Below are 16,627 nucleotides of genomic sequence, written 5' to 3' on the forward strand. Positions count from 1 at the left end.
AGGAGACCGGCCATGGACATGATCGAATCGGTGATGCTCACCCTGATGGTGGCCCTGGCGGGCACGGCCCTGATGGCCTGGCGCCTGGGCAACGACCGGCGCGACGTGGGCCTGCTCACGGCCCTGGCCACGCTGTGGGGCCTGGCCACCGCAGCGGCCTTCAGCTGGTGACGGCCCGCCCATGCGGATGCTGAGCACCCTGCGCCGCAAGCTGCGCCACCTGGAGCCGAGTGTGCGAGACCAGTTGGCACGCACGGCATTGGCCCGTGCCGTGCCGTGGATGGAGCAGCGTGCGCTGTTCCGCTTCCAGCGCGAGCCGCTGGCACGCGGGGTCGCCGCCGGCCTGTTCTGCGGGCTCATTCCCGGCCCGCTGCAATTGGTGGGCGCGGTCGGCGCCTGCGCCTGGCTGCGCGGCAACGTGGTGGCCGGCGGCGTCACCACCTTCTATACGAACCCCTTGACCACCGTGCCGCTGTATGTGCTGGCCTTCCAGGTGGGCTCGCTGGTGCTGCCCGGCGAGCAGTCGCTGCCGGCCTTCAATGCGGCCGGCCCGGCAGGCGCCTTCAGCGTGCAGGCGCTGGCCGAGTGGATGCAGGCGCTGGGCACGCCGCTGCTGGTCGGCCTGCCGGTGCTGGGCTTGGTCCTCGCCGTACTGGGTTATGCAGCGGTGCAGGCCCTGTGGCTCGCGCCCGTGCTGCAACGCGGGCGCCGCCGGCAGCGTGCCCGCGCCCTGCGCGACCAGGCCTGAGCCTGTGGCTCAATCGAGCTTGACGCCGACCTTGGCAATCACGCGGCCCCACTTTTCGCGCTCGGCGCGCGCATAGCTGCCCATCTGGGCCGGGGTGCCGGGCAGGGGCTCCACACCCAGGGCCTGCAGGCGCGCGCGCGTGCGCGTATCGGCCAGGGCGGTCTGCAGCGCCTTGCTGAACTGGGCCACGGCCTCGGCCGAAGTGCCCGTGGGGGCCACCAGCCCTTGCCATGCATAGCCTTCGAATCCCTGCAGCCCCTGCTCCTGGATGGTGGCCACGTCGGGCATGGTCGCCACGCGCTGCGGGCTGGCCACGCCGATGGCGCGCACCTTGTTCGTGGCAAGGAAGGGGTAGACCGTGGCGCTGTCGATCCACATCGCGGGCACCTGGCCGCCGATCACGTCCTGGATGGCCGGTGCCGCGCCGCGGTAGGGTACATGGGTGAGCTTGAGCCCGCTTTGCTCGCGGAACAGCTCGCCCACCAGGTGGTGCGGGCTGCCGGGGCCGGCCGACGCCCAGTTCACGCCATCGGCGTTGCCCTTGGCCCAGGCCATGAACTCCTTGAGGTTCTTGGCGGGCACGTTGTTCGAGACCACGAGGAACATCGGAAAACGCACCAGCAGGCCCACGGGCTGGAAGTCTTTCTCGGCGTTGTAGCTCAGCTTGCTGAACAGGAAGGGGTTGGCCGCCAGCGTGGCGAAATCGGCCGAGAAGATCAGGTTGCCGAAATCCTTGTTGCGCGCGGCATAGTCGGCCGCGATGTTGGTGCCCGCGCCGGGCTTGTTGTTGATGATGACGGGGCGGCCCAGGCTGGCACCCATGGACTCTGCGATGGTGCGGGCCACGATGTCCGAGCCCCCTCCGGCCGCATAGCCGACCACCCATTCCAGGGGCTTGCTGTTGTCCTGTGCATGCAGGGCGAGGGGCGTGAGTGCCAGGCCCGCGAGGGTGGCGAGGAAGTGTTTGCGCAGCATGGTGGTTTGTCTCCGGTGGTCAAAGGATGGATGGCTTGGGTCGGGCACAGCGGCGCCGCAGGCCCTGTCTTTGCAGGGCTTGCGCGGTGGCTGAATGGTGGGTGGGCGGTTGTGGGTGGCGTCAGGCCGCAGCGTGTACCGGGGCGACCGGAGTCACGGGCGCCATGTCCGCAGCGCCGGTGGGCACCGTGGTGCCGCGCGCCAGCTGCAGCGCCTGCAGCAGCGTGGCCTGGTCGCCGATGTGGTTGGCCAGCAGCAGGATGAGTCGGGCATTCATCGCGTGGCTCTCGGGCGGGGTAAGGCCGTTGTGGCTGGCGATCAGGGACTCGTAGAAGTCGTCGCAGTCCTGCATATGGGGCTGGGTATCGAGCATGCTCATGGCTCCTGGTTCAGGCGGTTGCGAGGTCGGCAGGCGCGGCTGCAGGCTGGCTGCGGAGCGACGCCGTGGCACGCGCCAGCGCGGCGCGCACGGCGGCTTCATCCAGGCTGCGCCAGCGCGCGCACACATGCTGGTCGGGCCGCACTAGGTAGGTCGTGCCGGGCTGTGCATCCAGGCGCTGAGCCAGCAGGCCCTGGGGGTCCTGCAGGTCGGTGCCCACCCGCAGCAGCTTCACCTGGGGCAGTGCGGTGGCCCAGGCCGGGGCCGTGCCGAACACCAGCAAGGTGAAGTCCGCCCCCAGCGTGCGCAGCATCCAGGTACTCTGGCCGCCCTGCAGCACCGGTGCGTCGAGCAGCACGGCGCCGGGCACCTGGGTGCCGGCAAAGGTGTCCACGTCGGGCGTGTTGAGCTGCGAACCGCGCAGCGTGGCCGGCACCGACAGGCGTCCGCTGTTGACGATGCGGCGCGCAAAGGGGTGCTCGCGCGCCAGCTCCAGCGCTGCGTCGCGGAACAGGCGGCTGATCTCGCTCTTGGGCGTGATGAAGTCGGTGGCGCGGGTCGAGTTGGCGATGTTCTCGTCGGCCGCGTACTCGCGCTCGGGGCCGTAGGTGACCAGCAGTTCTTCGCCGGCCCGGCCGCGCAGCACCCAGTCGAGCTTCCAGGCCAGGTTCTCGGCGTCCTGCACGCCGCTGTTGGCACCCCGTGCGCCAAAGGGCGACACACCGTGCGCGCTGTCGCCCGCGAACACCACGCGGCCGTGCACGAAACGGTCCATGCGCAGGCAGGCAAAGGTGTAGACGCTGGCCCATTCAAGCTCGAACTGCGCATCGGGGCCCAGCAACGCGCGCACGCGCGGCAGGATGTTCTCGGGCTTTTTCTCTTCCTCGGGGTCGGCGTTCCAGCCCAGCTGGAAGTCGATGCGCCAGACATTGTCGGGCTGGCTGTGCAGCAGCACGCTCTGGTTGGGGTGAAAGGGCGGGTCGAACCAGAACCAGCGCTCCGTCGGGAAGTCGGTGCTGCCGGCCATCTTCACGTCGGCGATCAAAAAGCGGTCCTGGAAGGTGCGGCCCTTGCTTTCCAGGCCCATCATCTGGCGCAGCGGCGAGCGCGAGCCATCGCAGGCGGCGACCCATTGTGCGTCGATGCGGTAGTCGCCCTCGGGCGTTGCGATGGTGAGCAGCGCGCCGCCATCGTGCGGCGCAATGCCCGCCACCTTGTTGTGCCAGCGCAGCTCGATGTTGGGCAACTGCAGCGCCCGCTCGACGAGGTAGGCCTCGGCGTAGTACTGCTGCAGGTTGATGAAGGCCGGGCGCTCGTGGCCTTCCTCGGGCAGCAGGTTGAACTCGTACAGCGGCGCGTCGTGGAAGAACACCTTGCCCACGTTCCACGACACGCCCTTGTCCACCATGCGCTGGCCGACGCCAAGGCGGTCCCAGATCTCCAGGGTGCGCTTGGCAAAGCAGATGGCGCGCGAGCCGGTGGACAGCTTGCAGTCATTGTCCAGCACCACCACGCGCTGGCCGCGCTGGGCCAGGTCGATGGCCAGGGACAGGCCCACAGGCCCGGCACCCACCACCACGACGGGGTGCTGCACGGGTGCCGGGGCATCCTGGTCGGGGGAGCGCCGGTAGGCGAATTCGATGGCCTGTACCTGGGCGCCTGTTCCGTCGAATGCGGGTGGCGCGGACGTTGTTGTTGTCATGCTTGTCTCCTCCGGGGCGGCTCAGCCTTCCAGCGACTTCCACATCTGCACGTCGCGCTCCGCCGTCCAGATGCGCGGGTCCGGGTACTGCGTGGCTTCGTCATAGGCCCGCGTCACGTCGAACGGCATGCAGTGGTTGAAGATCACCCAGTGGCCGTACTTGGGCTGCAATTTGGCGAAGGTGGCTTCGTACACCTTGCGCAGGTCTTCGCCCTTGGCGGCGCTGGCCTTGACGCTCTCGTACAGGTCGCTGATGAAAGCGCGCGTGCCCGCCAAGCCTTCCTGCACCTGCGCCGGGGTCTGCAGCGCGGCGCCGCGTCCGGGCACCAGCTTCTCGGGCTTCAGGGCCGCCAGGTTATCCAGGGTCTGTGGCCAGTCCTTGAAGTAGGCATCGCCCGCATACGGCGTGGCACCGAATTCCACCAGGTCGCCGCTGAACAGGATCTTCTCTGCCGGCAGCCAGGCCACGGTATCGCCCTTGGTGTGGCCCCGGCCCAATTGCAGGATCTGCACTTCCAGCTTGCCCAGCCACAGCGTCATCTTCTTGTGGAAGGTCATGGTCGGCCAGGTCAGGCCGTCCGGCACGCTTTCCACATTCTGGAACAGGCGCGGAAAGCGGCCGATCTCGCTGTCCTTGTCGAACTGGCCGCGCTCGACGATCAAATCGCGCGTGTCTTCGCTGGCAATGATGTGCTCGGCCCCGTAGGCGCTGGCGCCCAGCACGCGCACCGCGTGGTAGTGGGACAGCAGCACGTACTTGATGGGCTTGTCCGTCACTTCGCGGATGCGGCGGATCACGTCCTGCGCCATGACGGGGGTGGCCTGGGTGTCGATGACCATCACGGCGTCGTCGCCAATGATGATGCCGGTGTTGGGGTCGCCCTCGGCGGTGTAGGCGTAGGCGTGCTCGGACAGCTTGTCGAAGCTGACCTGCTTGACTTCCAGGTCGGCGGCGGAGGCGAAGGTCTTGGTGGTCATGGGTGGTACTGGTTGATTTGTTTTAGTGGAATGCATTTGCCTAAACGGAATTTTTTGATCATAGGCAATAAATTTGTTAATGTCTAATTCATTTGTTTAAGTGGAAACCCCAGGGTGACCGGGATCGCCATGGGCTCGGTGGACAATGGCGCCATGGACGACCTCTCCCGTGACCTTGCTTCTGCCGACGACGAAGACAGCCCGCGCGCGCCGCGCGGCATCCAGAGCGTGGAGGTGGGCGGCCAGCTGCTCAAGGTGCTGGCCCGCACTGGCCGCCGCATGGCGCTCAAGGACCTGGCGCGGGCCGCCGACATGACGCCCGCCAAGGCCCACCCCTACCTCGTGAGTTTCGGCAAGCTCGGCCTGATCGAGCAGGACGCCGTGAGCGGCCACTATGGCCTGGGGCCGCTGGCCATGCAACTGGGCTTGATCAGCCTGCAGCAGGTCGACCCGGTGCGGCTGGCGATCGCCGAGCTGCCGGCTTTGGCGCAGCGCATCGGCTACACGGTGTCGGCATCGGTCTGGGGCGACAGCGGGCCCACCATCATCCGTGTCGAAGAAGGGCCCACGGCCGTCTACGTGGCCATGCGCCATGGCACCACGGCATCGGTGCGGCACACGGCCACGGGCAAGGTGTTCGCGGCCTTCGGCCCGCGCGAGCGCACCGTGGCGGCGCTGGCCGCCGATGGCCATGCCGGGGCGCTCGACGACCCTGCGTTTGCCGCAGAGCTGGACGCCGTGCGCACCCACCAGGTGGCCGAGGTCACCGACCAGTTGCTGCCCGGCATCAGTGCCCTGGCCACACCGGTCTTCGACGGGTTTGGCCAGCTCGTGCTGTGCCTGGCCGTGATCGGCCCGAGTGCCACCTTGCGCACCGGCCCGGACAGTGCCGCTGCAGGGCATCTGCGCGACACGGCGCGCAGCCTGTCGCAGAGGCTGGGCGCCCCCACCAGCGCTTAGGTTTTTGACAGCGCCTGGTCGATGTCCCAGAGGATGTCGTCCAGGTCCTCGATGCCCACCGACAGGCGCACCATGTCCGCGCTCACGCCGGCACGTGCCAATTCCTCGTCGCTCAATTGCCGGTGCGTGGTCGACGCCGGGTGGATCACCAGGGTCTTGGCGTCGCCGATGTTGGCCAGGTGGCTCAGGAACCCGCAGGCGTCGATGAACTTCTCGCCCGCCGCGGCGCCGCCCTGGATGCCGAAGGTCAGGATGCCCGACGCGCCCGGAGTGCCATCCACCACGCGGAACTGCTTTTGCGCGAGCGCGTAATACGGTGAATCGGCCAGGCCCGGGTAGTTGACCCAGGCCACCTTGGCATGGCCCTGCAGGAACTTCGCCACCGCCAGCGTGTTGCGGCAGTGCTCACGCATGCGCAGGTGCAGCGTTTCCGCGCCCTGCAGCAGTTGCCAGGCATTCATGGGCGAGAGCACGCCGCCGAAGGTGCGGTTGATCTCCATGCGCGCCTTCATGGTGTAGCCGAAGTCGCCGAAGGTCTCGTAGAACTTCACCCCATGGTAGGCCCGGCTGGGCTCCACCATCTCGGGGAATTTGCCGTTGTCCCAGGGGAACTTGCCGCCCTCGACCACCACGCCGCCCATGGTCGTGCCATGGCCGCCTATGTACTTGGTGGCGCTGTGCACCACGATGTCGGCGCCAAAGGCCAGCGGGTTGCACAGGTAGGGGCTGGCCACCGTGTTGTCGATGACCAGAGGCACGCCGTGGGTGTGCGCCACCCCGGCCACGGCGGCGATATCGAGCACATTGACCAGCGGGTTGCCGATCGTCTCACCGTACACGGCGCGGGTGTTGGGGCGCATGGCGCGCGCGAAGTTCTCGGGGTCTGCCGGGTCCACGAACGTGGTCTCGATGCCCAGGCGCGCAAATCCCACGCCGAGCTGCCCCACCGTGCCGCCATACAGCGTGCTGGCCGCCACGATGTGGTCGCCCGTCTTCAAAATAGCCAGCAGCGCCGCCATCTGCGCGGCCATGCCGCTGGCACAGGCCAGCGCGGCGCGCCCGTTTTCCAGGCTGGCGATGCGCTCCTCGAACACCGCCACCGTGGGGTTGCTGATGCGGCTGTAGACGTTGCCGAAGGTCTGCAGGTTGAACAGGCTGCTGGCGTGCTCGGCACTGTCGAAGACGAAGCTCGTCGTCTGGTGGATGGGCGTGGCGCGCGCGCCGGTCACCGGGTCGGGAATGGCGCCCGCGTGGATGGCGCGCGTGCCGAAGCCGTAGTCTCTGTCCTTTTCCATGGGCGGATGTCTCTCTTTGTTCTTCTGTTCAGTAAGGCAGTTGCTGCGGGCGCTTGGCCGAGATCACGCGCGTGTTGACACCGGCCCAGTTGAGCCCGCCGAACAGGCGCGCATGCTCGATCTTCACGCAGCGGTCCATCACCACCGCCAGGCCCGCTGCACGGGCCCGCGCCGCCGCGTTCTCGTTCACCACACCGAGTTGCAGCCACAGGCACTGCGCGCCGATGGCAATGGCTTCCTCGGCCAGCGGCGGGATGTCCTCGCTCTTGCGAAAACAGTCCACCATGTCGATGCGGTGGTCTGCCGCCGCCGCCGTGAGGCTGGGATAGCTGCGCTCGCCCAAGATTTCGGGTGCCATGGGGTTCACCGGCACGATGCGGTAGCCATGGGCCTGCATGTACTTGGCCGCAAAGAAACTGGGCCTGTGCCATTGTGGCGACAGGCCCACGACCGCGATGGTGCGGCAGGTTCCGAGAATATGGCGCAGTTCGCTGATGGTGCTCATACCACCAGTGTAAAACTGTAGAGACCTATGCAGGGTCCTTGTATTTGATGGAGCAGCCGTACGGGCGTGTGGTGGATGCCGTCAGCGGCTTGCCCGCCAGCGCCTCCGCCAGCCCGGTCTTCACATAGTTGGTGGCGCGCGGGATGTCGTCAACCTTGGCCGAGGCGATGCTGTCGATGCCGCCGGCATAGATCAGCTGGCCCTGCGGGTTCACGATGTACATGTGCGGCGTGGTGCGTGCGCCGTAGGCGCGGCCGGCCGTGCCTTCCTCGTCCATGAGGATGGCGGTGGGCACCGACTGGCGCTGCTTTAGCCAACTGGTCAGCTTGGCCGGCTCCAGGTAGTCGCCGCTGGCTTTCTCGGTGGAGTTGACCGCGAGCCACACCACGTCCTTGCCCGCCGCGTCCTTCTGCGTCGCGGGCATGTTGCCGCTGTCGTAGTGCTTGCGCACGAACGGGCAGCCGGGGTTGGTCCATTCGAGCACCACGTGCTTGCCCTTGAAGTCCGACAGGCGCACGGTCTTGCCCGTGGTGTCCTTCAGGGTGATGTCGGGAGCCGGCTGGCCCACGGTGGCGGCGGCCTGCGCACCGGCGGCAGCCAGCACGAGAGGCAGGGCGAAGAGGGTACGTCGAAGCAGCATGGATGAAAAATCTCCAGGTGGGACGGTGGTGGGGCAGTATGGGCGATGCGGCCCCGGATTTCCAGGCGGAGCCCCTGCCGACCGGCTGGTCTTACAGCGCCGCCACTGCGGCGCGCAGTTCCGCTTCGCCCAGGATCTCGGAGAACACCACGGGCGCCTTGCCGGGGGCGTGCAGCACGTACACCGGCACGCCGCTGCGGCCCAACTGGGCCAGGGCGGCGGTAATGGCCGGGTCGCGGCGCGTCCAGTCGGCGCGCAGCAGGGCCACGTTCTTGGCGGTGAAGTCGGCCTGCACGCCAGCGTCGGCCAGCGTGGTCTTCTTGTTGTACTGGCAGGTCACGCACCAGGCGGCCGTGAAGTCCACGAACACTGGCCGACCGCTGGCGACGAGCTGCTCGGCGGCGCCCGGGGTCCACGCCTGCCACTGCTGGGTGGCGTTGCCCGTGGACGCCTGTGCTGACGGTGCGGCAGCCACGTTGGTGACGTGCGGAGCGAAGGTCCAGGCCAGCAGCGCCAGCGCCAGGATGGAGACCGGGGCCATGAAACGGCGCGCCGAGCCTGCGAGCGACAGCGCCCAGGCCACCATCCCGAGCGCCACCAGCAGGATCAGCAGCGCGCCCGCACCATCGATGCCGCTTTGCTGGCCCAGCACCCAGACCAGCCAGACCACGGTGGCCAGCATGGGGAAGGCCATGAACTTGCGCAGCGTGTCCATCCACGCGCCGGGTCGCGGCAGGGCGCGCGCCACGGCGGGCACGAAGGCGGCGGCCAGGTAGGGCAGGGCCAGGCCCAGGCCCAGCGCCGCGAACACGGCCAGCGCCTGTGGGCCCGGCAGCGTGGCCGTGAGGCCCAGCGAGGCCCCCATGAACGGCGCGGTGCAGGGCGAGGCCACGGCCACGGCGAGCACGCCCGTCAGGAACGAATCGGCCACCGGGTGGCGCGCCTGCAGGCTGGCCACCGAGGACGGCAGGAAGTGCCCGAACTCGAACACTCCCGCCAGGTTCAGCGCGATCAGCGTGAACAGTGCCGCCAGCCCCGCCACCACGGCCGGCGACTGCAGCTGAAAGCCCCAGCCGATGGCCTCGCCCGCAGCGCGCAGGCCGAGCATCAGCGCGCCCAGTGCCACGAAGGAGAGCACCACGCCTGAGGTGTAGGCAATGCCGCTGAGCCGGTGCGCGCGCCGGTCCTGGGCATGCTGGGCAAAGCCCACGACCTTGATGGCCAGCACCGGGAAGACGCAGGGCATGAGGTTCAGGATCAGTCCGCCGAGCAGCGCGCCCAGCAAGGCCGCCAGCAGCGTGAGCGGCGGGGCCGACGAGGTGGAAGCGGGGACACCCGCCGCATTGGCCTTGAGCGCGGCCTCCAGCGCGGGCGACACCGTGGCCGCTGCGGCCACCGTGGGCCAGGCACCCAGCACCTTGAGCTCGGCGCGGTATCCCTGGCCATCGGCGGCCAGCACCACGGGCATCGGGTCAGGGCTGTTGCTGCGCTGGGCCGACAGCGGCACCTCGGCGGTCCAGACGGCACCCTTCCAGGCCTGGGTCCAGGCGGCGGCGTTCTCGATGACCTCGGGCGTCTCGGGGAACAGCTCCAGTGTCTTGCCGCGCAGTTCCACGGGCAGGCCCTGCACGCTCAGCTGCAGGGTGTTGCCCTCGATGCGGGCATTGCTGTCGGGCCGCACGCCCTGCACGCTGCCCATCACCGGGCGGGGCTGGGCCGCCAGGGCGGCATCGAACGCCGCACCATGCATGGCCGTGGTGCTGCGTGCCGGGATGGTCAGCGTGAAGTCGCCCTCTTCAGGGATGCATTCCTTGCGGCATACCAGCCAGGTGGCGTGCAGGCGCACCGTGGCATCGTTCGACAGTGCCTTGGGCGCGAAGGTGCTGGCCACGGTGACGGGCACGGGCAGCAGCACCGTGCCCTCGTAGCCGTAGTTGGCGAGGGTGCCGATGGGGATCTTCTTGGGCAGGGGCCAGGCGATCTCGCCCGCATCCAGCCCGGCGGGCAGGGTCCAGGCCATCTCGATGGGCAGGCCCGAATCGCCGGGGTTCTTCCAGTAGGTATGCCACTCGGGCTGGTGGGTGATCTGCAGGCCCAGCCACAGCGGCTGGCCGGGCTCGACGCCCTGCGGCGCATGGGCGATCAGCTCCGCCCGCACATGGGGGGTGGTCACCACGGCGCTGGTGGCCGCGCCACCCTTGGCCTGCAACTGGGCCCAACTGCCCGCGCCAGCAAGCATGACTGCTATGAGAAAGATAGCTTTGGCGAGCAGGGAGGTCGGGCGGTAGTGCATGTTGCAAGGTGTGAGCGCGCAGAAGACCGTTTGGTTCCTGGGCGGGGAAAAGGCCCCTTATTGTGTCGCCAGGGTCAGTTGCGCCTGGGGAGACCATTTTTCGGGCTGGGTTCCCGCGCGCGGCGCCGCCAGAAAGAGCCGTTCCACCGGCAGCTTCTGCGCCAGCAGGTAGCTGCGCACTGCCTGGCCGCGCTGGGAGGCCAGCTCCTGCGCCATGGCCTCGGTGGCGGGCTGGTTGGCCAGCAGCAGGGCCTCCATTTCGGCTGGGGTCAGCTCGCGCGCCAGGCCCACCAGGTTGCGCGGCTTGGGGATGTCGGCGCGGCGGTACACCTCCTTGAGCAGCGCGGGGTACTCGGCGGCCTGCACCGCTGCGGTGTCGGCCGGGCTGGCGCGGCGCTTTTCGGCCAGCACCAGTTGCTGCAGGTGCTCGCGCTGCAGGCCCTCGCGCTCGGCCTGCAGGCTGGCCTGGCCGGTCACGGTGATGCGCAGGTTGGGCCGGTCGGTCAGCGCCTTGACCACCTTGGCAAGGTTCTGCTGGGCCTCGGGGCTCAGGCTGGCGCTGCCGGGGGCGAAGGGCACGCTGCCCAGTTCGTCGCCGCCCCCCATGGCGCTGGCCAGCAGGCTGAAGGGCGAGATCAGGGCCTTGCCGATCAGGTTGACGATGATCTTCCAGATCACCGGGCCCACGCGGAACTCGGGGTCGTTGAGCGAGCCGCTGAGCGGCAGGTCCAGGTCGATCACGCCATTGCGGTCGGCCAGCAGCGCCACGGCCAGCTTCACGGGCAGGCTGTTGGGCGCGCCGGCCACGGGTTCGCCAAAGGTCAGCTGGTTGAGCACCAACCGGTTGCTGGCCGTGAGCTGGCCGCTCGGCAGCACCTTGTAGGCCACGTCCACGCTGAGCTTGCCGCGCTCGATGCCATGCCCGGCATATTTCACCGCATAGGGCGACAGCGGCGGCAGCTCCAGGTCGCGCACCTTGCCTGCGATGTCGAGTGCCAGCGGCTTGGCCAGTGGGTTGAGTTTGCCCGTGATCTCCAGCGACGCCGTGCCCTCGGCCTTGCCGCGCATCTCCAGATCGGCCAGCACGGGCGCGCCGCCTGGCGCCTCGGACGAGAAGGCACTGAGCTTGCCGGTGAGCTCCGACAGGTCGGCCGAGTAGTTGGGCTTGATGAAGAAGTCGGAGAACAGCACCTTGCCGTTGACCAGGCTCACCGGGCCGAACTGCACCACCGGTGCCAGCGGGTCGGCCAGCGCTGTTGCCACGGCGGCGGACGCTGCGGACGCGGCAGGCGCCGTCGCGGGTGGCACCGACTTCGCGGCACTGGCGGCATTGGCCGCCTGGGCCTCGGCCGGGGTCTTGGCGATATCGCCCAGGTTGATGCGGCCGGCTTCGTTGATGGTGATGCGCGCGAAGAAGTCGGCCAGGCTGGTCTCTTTCACTTCGAGCCGCGGCGCCGTGCCGGGTGCGGTGGCCAGGTCCAGGCCGCGCAGGTTCAGGCTCTTCCAGGCCAGCAGTTCTTCGCCCACCTGGGCCTCGGTCTTGGGGGTGGAAGCCGAGGTGCTGTTGGCCTGCAGGTCGTCCACGGCAGCGTCGCCCGACAGGCGCAGGCTGGCGCCCTTGTCACCCTGCGAGAAAGCCACCTGGCCCTTGAATCCCACGTCGGCGCGCAGCAGCTCGATGGACAGCTGGCTCGCCAGGTAGCCGTCGAGCGCGTGCAGCGGCAGGCGCGTGGCCTCGAGCCTGCCCTGCGTGGCCAGCGGCTGCAGCGCCAGCGTGCCCTGGTAGTCGAGCTTGCCAGGCGCGCCCTTGCCCGCAGCCACCTGGGCCGAAATCTTGAGCGCCTCGGGCTTGCTGCCGTCGGTGGCGAGGTTTTTGGCGCTGATGCCCAGGGCCGACAGCTCCAGCGCCACGGGGCGGGCCTGGGCGTTGTCGGCCAGCGAGACAGCGCCGCCTTGCAGGCTGAAATCCGCCACGCGCAGCACCCACGGCGCGGCGGCGGGGGCGTTCGGTGCTGGGGCATTTTCTTGTGCCGGGGGCGTGGTGGCCGGCGCCTTCATCCAACGCTCGAACATCCAGCGCCCGTCCGCGCTGCGGTCCACCGTGGCCTTGGGCTGGGTCAGGGCCAGGCTCTCCAGCGTGGCGGTGCGGGAGTCCAATGGGACCTGCATGCCCTTCACTTCCAGCCGGCCCAGGCTGGCCAGCACGGTCTTGCCCTGGCGCAGGGCCAGTTGCTCCAGTGCCAGCGCGCCGGCGGTGAGGGTGATGCCGGTGGGCGCCGCAGCACCGGGCTTCACGGACGATGCATCGGGCGCTGCCCACTGCACGCCGATGTCGCCGGTGAGCTGGCCCGACACGGCGGGCTCCAGTGCTTGCGCGAGGTAAGGGGTGGCCACCTGCAGCGCCAGTGCGGTCACAGTCGCCTGCACCTGCGCCTTCTGGTCCGTGGCCTCGCCCTTGAAGCCCAGGCTGCCATCCTGCAGCTTGAAGCCGCCCTCGAAGGCCACGGGATGGGCCCACGGCAGGGCCAGGTCCCTGGCATCCAGCGTGAATTCGCGCGCCTCCAATGCGGCGGCGGGGCGGGTGGTCTGGTCGCCCCAGCGCAGCGTGCCGCCGCGCACCAGGGTGTGGGCGATCTCCACCGCCCAGGGCCTGGCGGCCGCGGGCTTGCCCGCAGCGGCCGAGGCTGGGCGAGACGCGGTGCTGGCAGCGCTGGCGGCAGGTGCCGTCGCAGCGGGCGGGCTCTCAGGCGCCAGTTGCGCCAGGTTGATCTGGCCCGCCGCATTGCGCGTGGCGTTGAGCACCGGGGCCGTGAGCTCCACCTGCGACAGGCGCACCACCTGGTCGAGCGGGCGCACGTCGGCCAGATCGATCTTCAGGCGCTCGTAGCTCACCAGGTCCTGCCCCTGGCGGTCCGCCAGGCGCACGCCGCGCGCCTGCACGCTGCCGGTGAGCTTCACGGCCATCTTCGGGGCCTGCTCGAAGGCCACCTTCAGGTCCACGTCCAGCGTGGCACCCTGCACCTTCACGGGCAGGCTGGCGGGCAGGTAGGCCAGGTAGGGGGCCAGGTCCACGCCGTCCCAGCGCACGCTGGCGTCGGTCTTGCCGGTCTGGGCGAAAGGCGTGCCCTGTGCGGAAGAGTCGAAGCGGCTGCCGTTGAGCACAAAGGCCAGGTGCGGCTCCACCTTCACCTCGCGCTGCGAGGGCAGGGTGCTGATGAAGGGCACCTTGAGCGCCAGGTCGCGCAGGCTGTGCTTTTTGCCCACGCTGCGGTCGTCGTAGTCGATGCTGCCGCCAACCAGCGCCAGGTTGTACAGCGCCAGGCGGGCGGGGCCCGTGCCCGGCTTGGGTTCGGCGGGTGGTGCCGTGACCTTGGCGATGATGTCGTCCACGTCGTAGCGGCCCTCGCCCAGGTGGGCGATGTGCAGCACGGGTGACTCCACCGTGAACTCGTCCACCACCGGTGCCAGGCGCAGCAGCGATTGCAGCTCGCCATCCACATGCACGCGGGCTATGGTGAGCTGGGGCTTGTCGCTGCCCTCGGCGCCTGCCACTGCGATGTCGCGCAGCGTGAGTTCCAGCGACCAGGGCTTGAAATCGATGGCGCCCACCGTCACGGCCCGGCCCAGTTGTTCGCTGGCCGCACGCTCCATCGGCCCCTTGAGCAGGGGCGGCACAGCCAGCCAGGCCAGCAGCCACAGGGCCAGCAAAGCCGCCAGGGCCACGGCGGCACGGCGCGCCCAGCGGTGCTGGCGCAGGGCTGCCAGGGAGGGGCGGGTCAGGGAAAGGCGCTTGGGAAGAGGCATGGAGGCAGCTGAAAACGTCGGGCGGTCAGGGGAGCGACGCCGCAAACGGGCGGCAGGCCGCCCAAGGTACCACCGCGCAGTGTCGCGCGGTGTATCCAGAGGTGTGGTTGATGTTTGTTGACGTTCAGGCAGCGAAGCCCAGCACCACCCGCCGCGTGGTGGCGCTCTTCTTCTCGATCTTGGTCACCACGATGGCCCCGATCTCCGCAGTGTTGGCCACGTGCGTGCCGCCGCAGGGCTGCAGGTCGATCAACGGGGCATCGCCCTCGCCGCCGATGCGGATGGTGCGGATGCGCCCCGAACCGCGCGGGGGCTGCACGCTCATGCTCTTGACCAGGGCCGGGTTGGCGTCGAGTTCCTCGTCGCTGATCGAGGCCACGGTGAGCGGGTGGGCCGCAGCGACCAGCGCGGCGATGCCGGCGGTCAGCACCTCCTTGTCGAGCGGGTCGGTCATGGAAAAATCCAGGCGCGCGTACTCGGGCGTGATGGAGCAGCCATTGACCAGTTGCGGCACCAGGTGGCACAGCAGGTGGGTGGTGGTATGCAGGCGCATCAGGCGGTGGCGGCGCTCCCAGTCGATGCGGGCGGTGACGGGCGTGCCAGCGGTGAGCGCGGCCAGCTGCGCTTCCTGGCCTGGGGCCGGCACGTGCACGATGTCGGCCGTGGGCTGGCCTTCGGCATCCTTGCCCTTGCGCGTGTCGGCCATGGCGATGGCCGTGCCGTCGGCCAGCAGCAGGTGGCCGCTGTCGCCGGCCTGGCCGCCGCCCAGGGGGTAGAACACCGTGCGGTCGAGCACGATGCCGGCGTCGGTGATGGCGGTGATGTGGGCGCTGCACTCGCGCAGGTAGCCATCTTCTCGGAACAGATCGTGGGTCATCCCTGCATGGTAGCTGCAGCGGGGTGCGGCTGCAGAGCGCTACCATCGAGGCATGAAACGCCGCACCGCCTTGATCGCCGCCCCCTTGGTCCTGGTCCCCGCCTTCGGCTGGGCCGATGAGCCCAAGGTGGCCGACCTGTCCGGCGCGCTGCGCTGGCTCGACCGGATGGAGGCGGCACCCCAGGCCCGCACCAATGGTGCCTGGCCCCTGGTGGCGGTGCTCGAACACCTGTCGCAGAGCATCGAGATGAGCATCGACGGCTTTCCGAAGGAGAACAGCGCCCTGTTCCAGCGCACGCTGGGCGCTGCCGCGTTCAGCTTCTTCGGCTGGCGCGGGCGCATGTCGCACGGCCTTGCCGAGCCCATTCCCGCGGCGCCAGCGCTCACCATGTCGGGCGAGTGGAAGCCAGCAGCCCAGCGCCTGCGGGCCGCGATTGCACGCTTCAACGCCCATTCGGGGGTGCTGCGCCACCACTTTGCGTATGGCGCGCTGGACAAAGTCGAGTTCGCACGTGCCCACACCTTTCACATCGCCAACCACCAGGACGAGATCATTCTGGGCTGAGGCCGCTACCATGGCGGCATGACCCAGCCACCGGTGCCTTCTTCTTCCCCATCTGCCACCACGCCTGCGCGCTGGTGGGCCGATCTCGGCACGCGCGATTTCGCACAGCGCAAGGCTTCGGGCCTGGCGGCGCAGACGGTCGCCGTGCTGCCCGTGGCCGCCATCGAGCAGCATGGGCCGCACCTGCCGCTGTCGGTGGACGCCACCTTGCTGCAGGGTGTGATCGACGCGGCGCTGCCGCTGCTGCCGGCCGAGCTGCCGGTGCTGTTTTTGCCGCCCCAGAACGTGGGCCTGAGCCCCGAGCACATCCGCTACCCCGGCACGCTCACGCTGTCGCCTGCCACCATCATCGCGCTGTGGACCGAGCTTGGTGAGTGCGTCGCACGCGCGGGTGTGAAGAAACTGCTGCTGTTCAACGGCCATGGCGGCCAGGTCAGCGTGATGGACATCGTGGCGCGCGAGCTGCGCACACGCTACGACCTGCTGGTGTACAGCGCCAGCTGGTTCAGCCTGCCCCTGCCAGATGCGGTGGCCGGCCAGTTCAGTGCGGCAGAGCACCGCTTCGGCATCCACGCGGGCGAAATCGAGACCTCGATGATGCTGCACCTGGCGCCAGCCACGGTGCAGATGGCGCATGCGCAGGACTTTCGTTCCACCTCGCAGGACCGCTCGGAGCAGTACGCCATCCTGGGCAATGGCAAGAGCGCCAAGCTCGGCTGGCAGATGCAGGACTACCACCCGGCCGGTGCCGTGGGCAATGCCGCAGCCGCCAGCGCCGACAAAGGCCGCACCGTGGTGGAGGCGGCGGCCACCCAGCTCGTGGCACTGCTGCAGGAAATGGCGGCATTGCCGCTGAGCACCTTGCGTGACCAGCCCGATTGTTGAGGCCGGTCGCCACGCTTTGCA

15 protein-coding genes are annotated in these 16,627 nt (G+C 69.1%); 5 read left to right on the forward strand and 10 right to left on the reverse strand.

What is annotated here, in order from left to right:
- The first annotated feature begins 12 nt into the window (after positions 1 to 12).
- The gene (locus ACSQ9E_RS32050; protein ID WP_164470727.1) at positions 13 to 171 is read left to right on the forward strand and encodes a hypothetical protein; all 159 of its coding nucleotides are present in this window, start codon (positions 13 to 15) and stop codon (positions 169 to 171) included.
- 10 nt (positions 172 to 181) lie between these two features.
- On the forward strand, positions 182 to 748 hold the full coding sequence (locus ACSQ9E_RS32055) for a DUF2062 domain-containing protein (RefSeq protein WP_235514726.1): 567 nt from the start codon (positions 182 to 184) through the stop codon (positions 746 to 748).
- 9 nt (positions 749 to 757) lie between these two features.
- On the opposite strand, the gene ACSQ9E_RS32060 is transcribed toward ACSQ9E_RS32055, so the two are convergent.
- From ACSQ9E_RS32060 to ACSQ9E_RS32075, 4 genes are all read right to left on the reverse strand, one after another.
- The gene (locus ACSQ9E_RS32060) at positions 758 to 1,723 is read right to left on the reverse strand and encodes a Bug family tripartite tricarboxylate transporter substrate binding protein (RefSeq protein ID WP_057268625.1); all 966 of its coding nucleotides are present in this window, start codon (positions 1,721 to 1,723) and stop codon (positions 758 to 760) included.
- Between the two features lie 121 nt (positions 1,724 to 1,844).
- Positions 1,845 to 2,096, reverse strand: a complete 252-nt coding sequence (locus ACSQ9E_RS32065; protein WP_200963985.1) for a DUF2783 domain-containing protein — start codon at positions 2,094 to 2,096, stop codon at positions 1,845 to 1,847.
- A gap of 16 nt (positions 2,097 to 2,112) precedes the next feature.
- Complete coding sequence (locus ACSQ9E_RS32070) at positions 2,113 to 3,804, reverse strand: FAD-dependent oxidoreductase (protein WP_436220120.1); 1,692 nt, start codon at positions 3,802 to 3,804, stop codon at positions 2,113 to 2,115.
- 21 nt (positions 3,805 to 3,825) lie between these two features.
- Entirely contained in the window at positions 3,826 to 4,782 is a 957-nt protein-coding gene (locus ACSQ9E_RS32075; protein WP_436220121.1) for an MBL fold metallo-hydrolase, read from the reverse strand.
- 153 nt (positions 4,783 to 4,935) lie between these two features.
- On the opposite strand from ACSQ9E_RS32075, the gene ACSQ9E_RS32080 reads away from it, so the two are divergent.
- Positions 4,936 to 5,742, forward strand: a complete 807-nt coding sequence (locus ACSQ9E_RS32080; RefSeq protein WP_436220285.1) for an IclR family transcriptional regulator — start codon at positions 4,936 to 4,938, stop codon at positions 5,740 to 5,742.
- Here ACSQ9E_RS32080 and ACSQ9E_RS32085 read toward each other — a convergent pair.
- The 6 genes from ACSQ9E_RS32085 to ACSQ9E_RS32110 all read right to left on the reverse strand — a co-directional run bounded on the left by ACSQ9E_RS32085 (position 5,739) and on the right by ACSQ9E_RS32110 (position 15,156).
- Positions 5,739 to 7,037, reverse strand: coding sequence for an O-acetylhomoserine aminocarboxypropyltransferase/cysteine synthase family protein (locus ACSQ9E_RS32085; protein WP_436179918.1), 1,299 nt, complete (start codon positions 7,035 to 7,037; stop codon positions 5,739 to 5,741). The genes ACSQ9E_RS32080 and ACSQ9E_RS32085 overlap by 4 nt on opposite strands.
- 28 nt (positions 7,038 to 7,065) lie before the next feature.
- Positions 7,066 to 7,542, reverse strand: coding sequence for a CoA-binding protein (locus tag ACSQ9E_RS32090; protein WP_436179917.1), 477 nt, complete (start codon positions 7,540 to 7,542; stop codon positions 7,066 to 7,068).
- Positions 7,543 to 7,567: 25 nt separating this feature from the next.
- The gene (locus ACSQ9E_RS32095) at positions 7,568 to 8,182 is read right to left on the reverse strand and encodes a thioredoxin family protein (RefSeq protein ID WP_436179916.1); all 615 of its coding nucleotides are present in this window, start codon (positions 8,180 to 8,182) and stop codon (positions 7,568 to 7,570) included.
- 91 nt (positions 8,183 to 8,273) lie between these two features.
- Complete coding sequence (locus ACSQ9E_RS32100) at positions 8,274 to 10,475, reverse strand: protein-disulfide reductase DsbD family protein (RefSeq protein WP_436220122.1); 2,202 nt, start codon at positions 10,473 to 10,475, stop codon at positions 8,274 to 8,276.
- 57 nt (positions 10,476 to 10,532) lie between these two features.
- The gene (locus ACSQ9E_RS32105) at positions 10,533 to 14,279 is read right to left on the reverse strand and encodes a DUF748 domain-containing protein (protein ID WP_436220123.1); all 3,747 of its coding nucleotides are present in this window, start codon (positions 14,277 to 14,279) and stop codon (positions 10,533 to 10,535) included.
- Positions 14,280 to 14,403: 124 nt separating this feature from the next.
- Complete coding sequence (locus ACSQ9E_RS32110; RefSeq protein WP_436220124.1) at positions 14,404 to 15,156, reverse strand: alanyl-tRNA editing protein; 753 nt, start codon at positions 15,154 to 15,156, stop codon at positions 14,404 to 14,406.
- Between the two features lie 52 nt (positions 15,157 to 15,208).
- Between ACSQ9E_RS32110 and ACSQ9E_RS32115 the strand changes: the two genes are divergently transcribed.
- The gene (locus ACSQ9E_RS32115; protein WP_057204061.1) at positions 15,209 to 15,721 is read left to right on the forward strand and encodes a DUF1569 domain-containing protein; all 513 of its coding nucleotides are present in this window, start codon (positions 15,209 to 15,211) and stop codon (positions 15,719 to 15,721) included.
- A gap of 18 nt (positions 15,722 to 15,739) precedes the next feature.
- Positions 15,740 to 16,606, forward strand: coding sequence for a creatininase family protein (locus tag ACSQ9E_RS32120; protein ID WP_436220125.1), 867 nt, complete (start codon positions 15,740 to 15,742; stop codon positions 16,604 to 16,606).
- Positions 16,607 to 16,627 lie beyond the last annotated feature (21 nt).

The organism is Acidovorax sp. LjRoot118, from assembly GCF_964253575.1.
Lineage (GTDB): Bacteria > Pseudomonadota > Gammaproteobacteria > Burkholderiales > Burkholderiaceae_C > Acidovorax.